The sequence below is a fragment of the Pontibacter rufus genome (genome assembly GCF_015694705.1).
In the GTDB taxonomy this organism is placed as follows: domain Bacteria; phylum Bacteroidota; class Bacteroidia; order Cytophagales; family Hymenobacteraceae; genus Pontibacter; species Pontibacter rufus.
The window spans coordinates 950,556-964,582 of the sequence record NZ_JADQDR010000001.1 but is presented as its reverse complement, the minus strand read 5'-3'; the positions used below and the strand labels follow the sequence as shown (position 1 = coordinate 964,582).

11 protein-coding genes are annotated in these 14,027 nt (G+C 47.5%); 6 read left to right on the top strand and 5 right to left on the bottom strand.

The window, feature by feature from the left end; all coding sequences use genetic code 11:
- Positions 1-74: 74 nt before the first annotated feature.
- Both I2I11_RS04440 and I2I11_RS04435 read right to left on the bottom strand, forming a co-directional pair.
- On the bottom strand, positions 75-2,411 hold the full coding sequence (locus I2I11_RS04440; protein WP_196266420.1) for a GumC family protein: 2,337 nt from the start codon (positions 2,409-2,411) through the stop codon (positions 75-77).
- Between the two features lie 18 nt (positions 2,412-2,429).
- Positions 2,430-3,203, bottom strand: coding sequence for a polysaccharide biosynthesis/export family protein (locus I2I11_RS04435; protein WP_196266419.1), 774 nt, complete (start codon positions 3,201-3,203; stop codon positions 2,430-2,432).
- Positions 3,204-3,777: 574 nt separating this feature from the next.
- On the opposite strand from I2I11_RS04435, the gene I2I11_RS04430 reads away from it, so the two are divergent.
- The gene (locus I2I11_RS04430; RefSeq protein WP_196266418.1) at positions 3,778-4,686 is read left to right on the top strand and encodes a flavin reductase family protein; all 909 of its coding nucleotides are present in this window, start codon (positions 3,778-3,780) and stop codon (positions 4,684-4,686) included.
- Positions 4,687-4,709: 23 nt separating this feature from the next.
- On the opposite strand, the gene I2I11_RS04425 is transcribed toward I2I11_RS04430, so the two are convergent.
- Genes I2I11_RS04425 through porX form a run of 3 tightly spaced genes read right to left on the bottom strand, consistent with a single transcriptional unit; the run spans position 4,710 to position 7,948 of the window.
- Positions 4,710-5,936 carry an alanine dehydrogenase gene (locus I2I11_RS04425; RefSeq protein ID WP_196266417.1) on the bottom strand — a complete coding sequence of 409 codons (1,227 nt, stop codon included), beginning with the start codon at positions 5,934-5,936 and terminating at the stop codon, positions 4,710-4,712.
- 10 nt (positions 5,937-5,946) lie between these two features.
- A complete protein-coding gene (tsaE, locus tag I2I11_RS04420) occupies positions 5,947-6,393 on the bottom strand; it encodes a tRNA (adenosine(37)-N6)-threonylcarbamoyltransferase complex ATPase subunit type 1 TsaE (protein WP_370582910.1) in 447 nt (148 codons plus the stop codon).
- Positions 6,386-7,948 (bottom strand): T9SS response regulator signal transducer PorX, encoded by a 1,563-nt coding sequence (porX, locus tag I2I11_RS04415; protein ID WP_196266416.1) that lies wholly within the window; start codon positions 7,946-7,948, stop codon positions 6,386-6,388. The genes tsaE and porX overlap by 8 nt, the downstream gene beginning before the upstream one ends.
- 371 nt (positions 7,949-8,319) lie before the next feature.
- Here porX and I2I11_RS04410 point away from each other — a divergent pair, with 371 nt between their 5' ends.
- The 5 genes from I2I11_RS04410 to I2I11_RS04390 all read left to right on the top strand — a co-directional run bounded on the left by I2I11_RS04410 (position 8,320) and on the right by I2I11_RS04390 (position 13,878).
- A complete protein-coding gene (locus I2I11_RS04410; protein WP_196266415.1) occupies positions 8,320-9,549 on the top strand; it encodes an HD domain-containing protein in 1,230 nt (409 codons plus the stop codon).
- Positions 9,550-9,816: 267 nt separating this feature from the next.
- Positions 9,817-10,839, top strand: coding sequence for a UDP-3-O-(3-hydroxymyristoyl)glucosamine N-acyltransferase (lpxD, locus tag I2I11_RS04405; RefSeq protein ID WP_196266414.1), 1,023 nt, complete (start codon positions 9,817-9,819; stop codon positions 10,837-10,839).
- 234 nt (positions 10,840-11,073) lie between these two features.
- Entirely contained in the window at positions 11,074-12,468 is a 1,395-nt protein-coding gene (locus I2I11_RS04400; RefSeq protein WP_196266413.1) for a bifunctional UDP-3-O-[3-hydroxymyristoyl] N-acetylglucosamine deacetylase/3-hydroxyacyl-ACP dehydratase, read from the top strand.
- Entirely contained in the window at positions 12,465-13,256 is a 792-nt protein-coding gene (lpxA, locus tag I2I11_RS04395; protein WP_196266412.1) for an acyl-ACP--UDP-N-acetylglucosamine O-acyltransferase, read from the top strand. The genes I2I11_RS04400 and lpxA overlap by 4 nt, the downstream gene beginning before the upstream one ends.
- Positions 13,246-13,878, top strand: a complete 633-nt coding sequence (locus I2I11_RS04390; protein ID WP_196266411.1) for an ABC transporter ATP-binding protein — start codon at positions 13,246-13,248, stop codon at positions 13,876-13,878. The genes lpxA and I2I11_RS04390 overlap by 11 nt, the downstream gene beginning before the upstream one ends.
- Positions 13,879-14,027 lie beyond the last annotated feature (149 nt).

Genomic DNA, 14,027 nt, shown 5'->3' with positions numbered 1-14,027 from the left:
CTCATATTCTTATAGTACTACAAAACTCACCTATTAATAGGTATATGGAGGAATATTAAATGGCTTTAATTCTTTTAGGCTCCTTGCTTGATCTTACCTTTATTATCCTTCGGACTGGTGCCATAGGTATACCCATATCCATATGCATGACCAGCCTCTTTCTGAGCATCATTAATAACGATCATTGGCTGATTAAACTTTCTGTTCTTATGGATGTCGTCAATAATATCCAATTGGGCTTTGTAGGTATAGTTATTCCTAACCATATAGATGGTCGCATCAGCATAAGGGGCTAATGCCAGCGCATCTGCTACCTGGCCTACCGGAGAGGTATCAATAATAACATAATCGAATACCTCTTTCAGTTCCTGGATGAGTTTGCCAACCTTCGGAAGTAACATCAACTCAGACGGATTAGGCGGCACGGGGCCTGCACCTATCACAAACAAGTCCGGCATGGCTTGAGAAGGTATGATAATATCATGTATAGAAACCGCCTTGGAAAACAGGTAGCTGGTAATACCCTCCTCTTCGTCAGCTAAGCCCAAGCTTCTCAATAAGCCTGGCTTTCTAAAGTCAAAGTCCAGCAACACCACGCGCTTGCCTGCCAGCACCAGGCTGGCCGCCAGGTTTAAGCTAAAGAAAGTTTTACCCTCGCCACTCATACTTGAGGAGATAAGCACAACCTTGTTCTCTTTGCCTAATGTGGCAAATTGCAGGTTGGCCCGGATAAGCCGGAACTGCTCTGCCACAGGAACCCTGCTATCTGCTGTTACCACCAGTGCATTGTCAGTTTTCTTGTGAGCAATTTCGCCCAATACTGGTGTTGCAGTAGCCTTCTCAACATCTTGCAGCGTCTGCACTTTGTCGTTCAGCATATCTTTTATAAAGATGAAAGCGAAAGGACAACCAAGACCAAGCAATACAGCGAATAAGTATACTAATACTTTCTTGGGTTCAACAGGTTGCTCGCTGGAAACAGCAGAGTCTATTACGCGCGCGTTAGCCACAGTGGCTCCCAGCGACATAGCAGCTTCTTCTCTCTTTTGCAGCAGGTATAAATAAAGGCCTTCCTTTATACTTTGTTGCCTGTTTATTTCCAGTAATTCCCGTTCCATCACAGGCACCTGCTGAATTCTGGACTGGTATTTTTCAGAACTGGCCATCAGATTTTCACGGGTAATTTCCAGGCTTTTTTTAATGTTCTGCAGGTTCTCCAGAATGTTTTCTCTTAGGTTTCCGAGCTGCTCATCCATGTTCAACACCAGCGGGTTGGCAGGCTGAAGCGTACGCAAAGTGCGTTTGCGTTCGAGCTGCAATTCATTAAACTGTGAAATTAGCCCCTGGAGTGTTGGATCATCAATACTCAGTCCGCTTGGCACTAACTCGTACTGGTTCTGATTCCTGCTCAGGTACTTTTCAATTGAATTGAGCACCTCCAGCTGAATATCCCATTCCGCCAGTTGCCTGTTGTAATCGCTCTCTTTCTGCAGGTAAATCTGTGCCTCAGAACTTACATCTGTTACATCATTTTTACGCTTATAACTCTCCACGCTTTTCTCTACATCCGACAGCTCGTCTGTCAGGTACCCCAAACGCTCGTTTACAAATTTAATCGTGCTGGAAGCTACCAGGTTTTTATCCTCCATAGCCTCTCTGTTGTAATCTTCTATTAGCTTGTTTATAACATCTTTACCCCTCTCCGGAATAGCATCAGTTAAGTTAACAGCCAGCACACTGGCATCCTTACTGGTAGGCTCTATTGTTAAACGGGCTCTGTAAGAGTCAGCAAGCCTTTTAACATTATTAAACTTAATCGTAATCTTCTGATATCTGTCAGATGCGCCCGGTACAGCAGCTACTGTAAAAGAGCCGTACGGTTTGTTTATCTGCTGCCCGTACTGGTAAGTTTTTATACCTGTTTCGTCCTGCAGTTTAAAACTATTCCTATCCTTAAGATAGAGCGTCAGATCCTCCTCATATGCTTCTTCATTTAGTTCTTTGGCAATTACCTTCACCGGCACATCCTCCCCATAGATTTCAGAATACTTTACATCTCCCTCTATCAGGTAGCTTGTGGTTAGTGCCAGTTCAGACAATACACGCTGCATCAGGCTCTTAGACCTTAGCACCTCTACCTCGTTGCTCAGGTTTTTAGAGGGTTGAAAGATATTGAATTCACTGTCCAGGGCACCGCTGCCAGATAGCTCCGGGCTTTTTGCATCATCCTTGATAAGGATCATGCTGCTTATCAGGTACTCTGGTGTTGTGTATCGCAGATACAGGAAGGCAATGCCCAGGAACAAAACAATGCCAGCCACGAATAAATACCAGTATCGCAGGTACTTTACAAGGACACTTTTCAGGTTTATTTGCTCCGGCTCCTGCAGAAGCATTTCTTTATCACGCATACTCATATTGATAGCTATTTATCTGATTAATCTTGATATAATAAGTGTGGTTACAGATATCACTGAAAACAAGAGCGTAATATTACGCGTGTTGGTAGTAGCCTGCACCTGCCGTACCTTATTCGGTTCTACGTAAACCACATCATTCTGCTGCAAATAAAAATAAGGAGAATTAAACGCGTCTTTAGAATTTAAGTTAATACGCGTCATTTTCCGTATTCCGTTTTCCTCACGTATCAACAACACATTCTCTCTCTTTCCATATAGTGTCATATCGCCTGCCAGGCCCAATGCTTCCAGGATATTAATCTTCTCGGAAGGAATGGTAAATGTAGCAGGGTCATTAACTTCACCAATCACTGTTACTCTGAAATTCAGGAAGCGGATGTTTACTGCAGGATCTTTTAAATATTTATTCAATTCCTTAACAAGTTTAGTTCTTGCTTCCTCCTTGGTTAAACCGCCCAGTTTCACTTTACCCAACACAGGGAATTCAATTTCCCCGTCGCTGTTTACCAGGTAACCTTCATCACTAATCCGGTTGGAACCGCTTGCCGAATTATTACCAGAGAGAAGCACTCCTTTATTAAATAGCGCATTCGCTTCAGGGTTTAAACTTGTTACTGTAATACTTAACAAATCATCGGGCTGAATCTTTGGTTCTGTTTCGTTCGTTATCTTTTCAGAATACGTAGAATTCTCCGGCAAATCGCTAAAGTATGCCAGATTTTTAGGCGAAGTACAGGACACAAACAGTAGCATGCCTAAGGCATACAGTAAATTAATTTTCATTTCGGGTGTTTAGGTTTCTTATTTTAGAATTAAGTAGCTTATACTCCGGCCCGCCTTATATACATCGTAAAAAACATATGTTTTGGCAGCCATGAGAGTAGTTACGTAAAATTCATTAAAAGGTATATATATAATGTCAAAATTATTGATAAAATAACACAAAACAGCGCCAGCACTCCGTAAGCCCATTTTATTTATTTTGTAAGCGCAAATATAAGGCTAATAATTAACCTTCGTATTAAACCATCTGCATTCGCCAAATTTTAACCAACCTAAAGCATTTCTGATTAGCAGCACCCAGCCTGCCAATGTTACCCGGGCTGCATGCCTGATATACATAAGTCTTTGCACTCAAACTTGGTTCACGCTCTGACGCGTTTTATACGCCTTCCGTTACATTTTTAAATAAAATTTTAATAAATACTGCTTTATACACATCACCTGCTCTTGTATCATGCTCCCAAATTCACTTTCTTGTTTTAAGCAGAAGCAAAAAGTAAGTTCAAAGGATTTATTACTTTTATTCATGCAATGCCAGTAGTCTTTATAGTGAAGCAACAAACAGCAGCCTGCCATGCGCATCAAAACTATAGATCCAACGAAGGAAAAGGCATCAGATGTATATGCCCTGATGGCGGGAGCAGTAGTGCCGAGGCCGATCGCTTTTGCAAGTACGGTCAGTTTGGAGAGCCATGTAAATCTGAGCCCCTTCAGCTTTTTCAACATGTTCAGTTCCATGCCGCCCATACTTGTTTTCTCGCCTTTACGCCGCATGCGCGATAACACCCCGAAACATACTCTCGAAAATATACTGGCTATCAGGGAAGTTGTTATTAACATTGCGAACTATAGTATAGTAGAGCAAATGTCGCTGGCCAGCACTGAGTATGCTCCGGATATAGACGAGTTTACCAAATCCGGTCTTACGCCTGTGGCATCGACGTTGGTAAGGCCGCCACGAGTGCAAGAGGCTTCGGTGGCTTTCGAGTGCAAAGTAAACGAGGTGGTGCCCCTGGGCGCAGCCGGCGGGGCCGGCAATCTGGTTATTTGCGAGGTGCTGCTGATACACCTGGATGAAACCATACTTGATGAAAGCGGCAGAATAGATCCATACAAGCTGGATGCCGTAGCCCGGATGGGTGGCGATTACTACCTTCGTGCCAGCAGCGACGCTATTTTTGAATTGCCGAAGCCCACCCGCAGCAAAGGCATGGGCATAGACCACCTTCCTGCATTTATCCGCGGGAGCAACCTTCTGACAGGCAACAACCTGGCTCGTCTCGGAAATACCCAAACCATTCCGTCCGAGGAAGAAGTAACAGCATTCCGGCAACATCCGCTGGTCGCTTATACCCTGAACAAGTATAAAAATGAACCCGCCATATTGCGCCGGGAACTGGAAGCACTCAGTAAAAAACTGCTGGAAGATGATCAGGTGCCCGAAGCTTGGAAAGTGCTGCTGCTTAGCGGACAGGTGCTGTAAGGACTGACACGACTTAGTTCCTGCTAGTTTCGCACTGCTATCATCAGCCCCAGTTCTTTATAACGCATACCAAAGCGCTTGGCGATATGAGAATTGGTAAGGCTGCCCCTGTAGATATAGACGCCTGAGCGGTAATGCTCGTTCATGAACAGTACCTCGTTGATGCCGCCATACTTCGAAATCTCTGTGAAAATCGGCGTAAAGATATTGCTTAGTGCTTGTGAGGCTGTGCGGGGCACGCGCGACGGAATGTTAGGCACGCAGTAATGGATGATATCATACTTGCGGTAAATCGGGCGGCTGTGCGAAGTAACTTCAGAAGTTTCAAAGCAGCCTCCCTGGTCAATGCATACATCTATAATAATGGAGCCTGGATTCATCTGAGCTACCACGCCCTCTTCCACCATACATGGAATCCGGCCTTCGTGGGCCACCAAAGCACCAATCACTACATCAGCCTGCTTTACCTCGTTGTAGAGTACAGCTTTGTCGAGCGTGGAGGTAAAGAGCTGTGTGCCGATGTTATGTTTGAGGCGGCGCAGCTTGTAAATATGGTTGTCGAAAACCTTTACCTCTGCTCCCAGGCCCAGGGCTGCCCGCGCGGCGTATTCGGCCACAGTGCCTGCGCCCAGTATAACTACTTTGCTTGGCGGCACGCCCGTAATGCCACCCAAAATCACACCTCTGCCATCGTTGCTGCTGCTCAGGTACTCGGCAGCAATTAGCATCACGGTGCTGCCGGCGATCTCGCTCATGGCGCGTACCACCGGCTTTGCCTCCGATTTATCCCGGATCAGCTCAAAAGAAAGCGCGTTGATCTTTTTGGCCAGCAATGCATTTATATAGTCTGAAGTGAGGGTGCCGAACTGCAGGGCTGAAATAAGTGTCTGGCCAGGGCGCAGATACCTGATCTCATCATAGGTAGGGGGTGCAATCTTCAGGATGATGTCAGCTTCGTATACTTCATTAACGGCATACACAATCTGCGCGCCGGCTTCTGAATATTCATGATCCGAATATTTGGAAGGGCTTCCGGCGCCGGCTTCTATCCGGATGCGATGGCCGTGGTCGGTAAGCTGTTTCACGGCGTCAGGCGTCAGGCCAATGCGGTTCTCCTGGAACGACGACTCCTTGGGAATGCCGATAAACAGATTACGGCTGCGCTCTTCCACAGCCAGCATCGACTCTTTGGGATAAAGAGCAACACTTGCGGCAACCTTCCCCATACTTACGGCGAGTTTCTGCGTCATACTCTAGTTGCTATACTTGGTTTATGGTCATGGTTCGCGCCGCGTCGTCTGTATCCGGCTGCAACTGTACAAGCAAGTAATGCTCCGGCAATAAATCAGGTATACGGGAGGGCCATTCTATCAGGCATAGCCTGCCCGAGTCGAAATATTCCAAGGCGCCTATGTCCAGCGCTTCCCGCTCCTCTGCTATCCTATAAAAATCAAAATGATAAATAAGGTTCCCTTCCCCGCTTTCATACTCATTTACGAGCGCAAACGTAGGACTGCTCACGTTTTCCCGCACCCCTAGCTGCCGGCAAAGCTCTTTGATGAGTGTGGTTTTGCCTGCACCCATCGGCCCTTCAAAAAGTATAACAGGTTCCTGCGCAATAGCCTCTAAAAGCACTGATGCCGCCGCCGGCAAATCAGCCAACGACGACATCTTTATACTTGCTTTTTGAACTCCTGTGTTATGCATTCTTCGGTGAAAGCGTGATAAACGGTATAATAACCTCCTCCAGCGACACCCCTCCGTGCTGAAAGGTATCTTTGTAGTAGTTTACGTAGTAGTTATAGTTGTTTGGATAAGCAAAGAAGTAATCTTCTATCGCGAATACAAACGTAGTGGAAACGTTGGCTTTTGGCAAGAAAAATCGTTCCGGCTTTTTTACCGTGAACACATCTTTGTCGGTGTACCCCAGGTTTTTGCCGTGTTTATACCGCAGGTTGGTGTTGGTGTTGCGGTCGCCAATGATCTTGAAAGGCCTTTTTACCCGGATGGTGCCGTGGTCGGTGGTGATGATGAGGCGGCCCTTTTTCTCGGCAATCAGCTTCAGCGTATCAAACAGCGGCGAGTGCAGGAACCAGGACTTGGTGATAGATCGGTAGGCCGATTCGTCCGGTGCTAACTCGCGCACCATGTTGCTGTCGGTGCGGGCGTGTGAAAGCATATCCACGAAGTTATAGACAATCACATTCAGCCTGTTGCTGTCCAGGTTGCTGAATTTACTGAGCAAATCCCGGCCGGCAGCTACGTTCGTTATTTTGTGGTAACTGTGCTTGCCCGTTATGCGGTTTTGCTGCAGCTGTATGTCCAGAAATTCTGCTTCGTGCAGGTTTTTACCTTCCTCGTCCTCGTCGGCTACCCATAAGTTCGGGTACTTTTTAGCTATCTCGGTGGGCAGCATTCCTGAAAAAATAGCGTTACGGGCGTAAGCGGTGGTAGTCGGAAGTATGGAATAAAACATTTCCTCCTGATCTACAGTGAAGTAATCCGAAATAAGCGGCTCCAGCACTTTCCATTGGTCATAACGCAGGTTGTCTATCAGCAGAAAGTATACGGGCTGGTCCGACTCTTTCATTATCGGGAACACACGCTGCTTAAAGAGTTCATGCGACATCAGCGGCGCCTCATCGTCCTCCTTGTTTATCCAGTCCTCGTAGTTCTCCATGATAAACCTGGCAAAGTTTGAGTTCGCCTCATCCTTCTGCATGTTTATTACATCGGCCATACTTTTATTCTCTGTTTCATCTATCTCCAGCTCCCAATATACCAGCTTCTTATAGATGTCGGCCCACTCCAGCGGGCTCAGACGCTCGCCAAAAGCCATGCCCAGCTGCCGGAAATCGCGCTGGTAGCTCATGTTGGTTTTTTCTGATACCAGCCGCTTGTTATCGAGCAGTTTCTTAACAGAAAGCAGAATCTGATTTGGGTTGAGTGGTTTGATGAGATAATCGGAGATCTTGGAGCCGATAGCCTCCTCCATAATATGCTCTTCCTCGCTCTTGGTAATCATAATCACGGGCACAGCCGGGCGGATAGTTTTCAGCTCATTCAGCGTTTCCAGGCCGCTGATGCCGGGCATGTTCTCATCCAGGAAAACGATATCGAAAGTCTGGTCCTGAAACTTCTCGATGGCATCGGCGCCGCTGTTTACAGGCGTAATGTCATACCCTCTGTCCTGCAGGAAAAGAATGTGCGGCTTGAGCAGGTCTATTTCGTCGTCGGCCCATAAAATACTGTATCTTTGCATAGTTTAATTTTGTTTTAGTAGCGTATTTAAATACACGTCTTCAGGCGATGTATAGTTTATATTCGATGATTAAACTGTGGTATGGTTTAACGGCTGCATGGTTAAACTGTTAAATAGTTTCATGCTAAAATGGGTTATCCGGTTTGTACAGGTATCGTATGATAGCCACGCCTGGCCTGATGGTTATTTCGAACATGGCAGGAAATCTGTTACAGACTACTTCAAAATACACTACACGAATTGCAGACAAATTTTCCTCCTGCTGAAATAGCAGGAAAGGAGAAATAACAGAAATTGGGATAACGGGTAAAACCAGTCAGCCCTTTATCAACTCAACAATTAAGCCATTTAACAGTTTAGCAATTAAATAGGTGAACAAGAAAAAGATCTTCAACGACCCTGTTTACGGCTTTATCACCGTTCCGTCTGACCTGGTTTTTGATATAATAGAGCATCCATACTTCCAGCGCCTGCGCCGCATCAAGCAGCTAGGCCTGACCGAAATGGTATATCCGGGTGCGCTCCACACGCGTTTTCATCATGCGCTGGGGGCCATGCATCTGATGGAAACGGCCCTGAACACGCTGAAAAGTAAAAATAACGAAATTTCTGACACCGAACTGGAGGCATCGCTGATTGCCATCCTGCTGCACGACATCGGCCACGGTCCTTTCTCCCATGCGCTGGAAACCGCCATTTTCAAAAATGTGCACCACGAGCAGCTTTCGCTCCACATCATGCACATGCTCAACGAAGCATTCGGCGGGAAATTAGCACTGGCGATAAACATATTTAAAGGCACGTACGCCCGAAACTTCTTTCACCAGCTCGTTTCGAGCCAGTTGGATGTAGATCGACTCGATTACCTGAACCGCGACAGCTTTTATACCGGCGTGTATGAAGGCAAAATTGGTGCTGATCGCATTATTAAGATGCTGGACGTAGCCAATGACAAGCTGGTAGTAGAGGAGAAGGCTATTTATAGTATAGAAAATTTCCTGGTAAGCCGCCGCCTGATGTACTGGCAGGTATACCTGCACAAAACCGTTATCAGTGCCGAGAACATGGTGCTGCGCGTAGTGCAGCGGGCGCGCCAGTTACTGCAGCAAGGTATAGATGTGCCGGCCAGCCCCTGTCTTAAATTTTTCCTGTCCTCCGACCTGACTATATCAGATTTTGAGCGCGACAACAGCATTCTGGAACGCTTCGTGCGCCTGGACGACCACGACATATGGAGCGGCATTAAGCAGTGGGCCTCGCACCCTGATTTTATACTTTCGTACCTGGCTAACAGTATCCTGAACCGTCGCCTGTTTAAAGTCGTTATCGCTACCAAACCCATTGAAGAGGATTTGCTGCTGGGCATCAGCGAACTGGTGCAGGAGCATTTTAAAATTCAGGAAGAAGATATAAAATACCTGATGATATCCGGCAAAATTAGCAACAACGCTTACCAGGTGGAGGGCGAATCGATCGAAATCCTGACTAAAACCGGTTATGTAGTTGATGTGGCCGAGGCGTCGGATTTGCCCAACATCAGGGCGCTGAGCAACAAGGTGGAAAAGTATTATGTATGTTACCCCAAAGAGGTAGCACACTGATGACCTGCACCCTGACCGGGATTATTTAAAATTGTGAGATTATATGACCAGCTTCCATACCAGATAGCCTTATATAATTTGGAAGTATACCAAACAAATTTGCCTGAAGCTGTTAAAGTATCAGGCGCAATATTTTAACAGCTTCAGAAATCATACAATCCGCGGAATCCCAAAAATCCTGATTGGCAATCCTAGTCAGGTAACTTTTTAGTATGTTTGCATCCTCATAGCATTAGCACTTTTAAGTTTTTGCTCTAATTTTACAAGATGGAATTCACTGTTCAACAGATAGCGGACCTGCTACAGGGCACTGTAGAGGGAAACAATTCTGTCAGGGTCAGCACTTTAGCTAAAATAGAGGAGGCCCGGACAGGTGCTCTTGCATTTCTGTCCAATCCCAAATACGAACCTTTTCTTTATACTTCAGGCGCCAGTGCAGTAATTGTTTCAGACAAACTTGAGCTCAAAAAGCCGGTTGCTGCTGCACTTATCCGGGTTGCAGATCCCTATACCAGTTTTTCGGTGCTGCTGCACTATTATCAGACGGCCCTGATTGCATCTAAAGTTGGCGTAGAGGAGCCAGCTTACATAGGCGCTGGCAGCCAGATTGGAGCAGGGCATTATCGTGGCGCCTTTTCGTATATCGGCCAGAATTGTACAATTGGTGAGAACGTGCGTATTTTTCCGCAGGTATACATTGGCGACAATGTGCAAATCGGCGACAATACCACCATTTTTGCAGGCGCCAAACTATATACCAACACCGTTGTAGGTAGCAGCTGCACCATTCATGCCGGGGCGGTGCTGGGCAGCGACGGCTTTGGCTTCGCGCCACAGCCGGATGGCAGCTACAAAGCCATTCCGCAGATTGGCAACGTGGTGCTGGAGGATGATGTGTCGATAGGCGCTAATACAACTATCGACTGCGCCACGATGGGTTCTACCATTATCCGCCGGGGCAGCAAAATTGACAACCTGGTACAGTTAGCGCACAACGTAGAGGTAGGCCAGCACACGGTTATAGCTGCGCAGGCAGGTATCTCCGGCTCCGCTAAACTCGGCGACTATTGCGTTATTGCCGGGCAGGCAGGCATTGTGGGGCACATCAGCCTTGCCGATAAAACAACAGTCGGAGCGCAGTCGGGTGTTTCTAAATCGGTGAAGGAAACAGGTACTATCATACAGGGCTCGCCGGCCTTTGATTACAAGCAAAACCTGCGCGCCATGACCGTTTTCCGTAAATTGCCGGAACTACAACGCGACCTGGAAATGCTTAAAGAAAAAGTATAAGTTAGAGAGATACAGGTCTGATATCCAATGTCTAACATCTAATTACCTGATAAAACCTTATACTTGCCTGCGGCGGCAACGCAAAAATAAAAGTGCCCGCGCCAAGTATAAAAACCTTATGTTTGCAGGCGCAAAGGACCACCTGCCTGGTAGCCAGCAGGCAACAACAGTAGCAGAACAAGGCTGGCCGCTGTTGCTATCCAAAAGCTCTTAACACGACTACACAATACGTGAATGAACGATAAACAGCATACCATAAAAGCTCCGGTTACCATATCGGGCATTGGATTGCATACAGGAGTGGCCTCGAACATGACGTTTAAGCCCGCCGCTGCCAATCATGGATATAAATTTCAGCGCATCGATCTGCCTGGCCAGCCGGTAGTGGCAGCCGATGTAGACAATGTGGTGGATCTCTCGCGCGGCACAACGCTGGAGCAGAACGGCGCCCGCGTAAACACCGTGGAGCATACGCTGGCCGCTTTGGTAGGCCTGCAAATCGATAATGTATTGATTGAGCTTGACGGCCCCGAACCTCCCATTATGGACGGTTCTTCCATCGAGTTCGTGAAGGCGCTGCAAAGCGTGGGCCTGCAGGAGCAGAATGCGCTGCGCAACTACTTCGAGATACCCAAAGGCATCAGCTACATAGACGAGAGCCGTGGCGTGGAGATTGCCGGCCTGCCCCTCGACGACTACCGCCTCACAGCCATGGTTGACTATAATTCGCCGGTGTTAGGCAGCCAGCATGCTTCCATTACCAATATCAACCAGTTTGTAGATGAGATTGCCCCCTGCCGTACTTTTGTGTTTTTGCACGAGCTGGAGGCATTGTATAAGCAAAACCTGATAAAAGGCGGTGACCTGGACAATGCTATCGTAATTGTAGACCGCGTAGTGCAGGAAGAAGAACTGGCACACTTGTCGGAGCTGCTGCAGAAACCGAAAGTAGAAATAAAAGAAGAAGGCGTACTCAACAACACAGAACTGCGCTTTAAAAACGAACCGGCACGTCACAAACTACTCGATCTGATTGGTGATTTAGCCCTCATCGGACGCCCGATTAAAGGCCAGATCCTGGCTGCCCGCCCTGGCCATGCCGCCAACGTGGCTTTTGCCCGAAAGGTGAAAAAGCTGATCCAGGAGGCCGCCATTAAAAATGTGCCGACCTATGATCCTAAAAAGCCGCCGGTAATGGATATTAACCAGATTGCGGCCACACTGCCGCACCGGTATCCATTCCTGCTGATAGATAAAATCATCCACCTGGACGAAACCACCGTTACGGGTGTTAAAAACATAACCATGAATGAGCCCTTCTTTCAAGGCCATTTTCCGGGCAATCCCGTGCTGCCCGGCATCATCCAGATTGAGGCCATGGCACAAACCGGCGGCATTCTGGTGCTGAACACCGTAGAGAACCCGGAGGATTACTGGACTTATTTCCTGGGTATCGATAAATGCCGTTTCAAACGCAAGGTGGTGCCGGGCGATACCATCATTTTTAAATGTGAACTGCTGGCACCCGTAAAGCGCGGTATTGCTAAAATGAGCGGCCAGGCTTTTGTGGCCGGCCAGCTGGTGATGGAAGCGGAAATGTCGGCCAGCATCGTAAAAAAAGACGCATGAACCAACCATTAGCATACATCCACCCGGAGGCAAAAATCGCCCAGAATGTGGTTGTAGAACCATTTGTTACCATACACAAGAATGTTGAGATCGGAGAAGGTACCTGGATAGGTTCTAACGCCGTGATCATGGAAGGTGCGCGCATCGGCCGGAACTGCAAAATTTTTCCGGGAGCCGTTGTTTCCTCTGTACCGCAGGATTTGAAATTTGCCGGTGAGGTAACTACCACTTATGTAGGCGATAATACCGTTATCCGTGAGTTCGTAACCGTGAGCCGCGGCACCATCGACAAGATGAAGACTGTGATAGGCAGTAACTGCCTGGTGATGGCCTACGCCCACGTAGCACACGATTGCACGGTTGGCAACAGCTGCATCATCGGTAATGCGGTGCAGATGGCAGGCCATGTAGAAATAGGCGATTATGCTATTATAAGTGCAACAAGCGCCGTGCACCAGTTTGTGAAGATAGGTGCACATGCTTTTATCTCCGGCGGCTCACATGTGCTCAAAGATGTGCCGCCATTTGTGAAAGCCGCCCGCGAACCACTCTCCTACGCCGGTGTAAACTCAGTGGGGATGCGCCGCAGAGGCTTTGGCAGTGAGCAAATCAACGAAATCCAGCAAATATACCGTATCCTGTTTATGAGCGGCCTCAACAATACCCAGGCCCTCGACACCATTGAACTGGATCTGCCGCCTAGCCGCGAGCGCGACGAAGTGACCAACTTCCTGCGCAGTTCGGGCCGTGGTATTATCAGGAGCTATTTCAGCAAAGATGCAAATTAACCTAACGAACTTAGGTAAACGCTATAATTACGAGTGGATCTTCCGGAACCTGACCTATACGTTTGAGCCCGGCAGCTCTTATGCCATATTGGGGCACAATGGCTCCGGCAAATCAACGTTGCTTACAGTGGTAGCAGGCTATAATCTGCACAGCGAAGGAACAATTACTTATACTTCGGGCAGCAAAATTATAGAACAGGACAAAGTATACCAACAGCTTTCGCTCACGGCGCCATACTTAGAACTGGTGGAGGAGTTTACCCTGGCCGAAATGCTGAATTTTCACACCCGTTTTAAACCGCTGCGCCACAACCTGTCGCAGGTTCAGCTGATAGACCGGATGGGTTTGCAGCGCGCCAGAAACAAGTATGTCAAGGATTTTTCTTCCGGCATGAAACAGCGCCTCAAGTTGGGGCTGGCCATCTACTCTGATACCCCCCTCCTGCTGCTCGACGAGCCTACCACCAATCTGGATCAGGAAGGCATTTCCTGGTACCAGGAACATGTAACCCAGCATAACGAAAGCCGACTTATCATCGTTGGCTCCAACATCGCCCACGAATACAGCTTCTGCCAGCACCACCTGCACATTACGGATTTTCATCCAACAGCAAGGAAGTAGTTGTTCATTTTTCATTGGCAAGTGGCTGGAGGCTTCGTTTTATTTTTGAGCGCAACTCCCGCGCGTGTCTGTTACAGCTACATTAGCCCCGACCCAACGATAAACGAATAACGATCAACAAAAAACGAATTTGCCACCCGCACTACCAA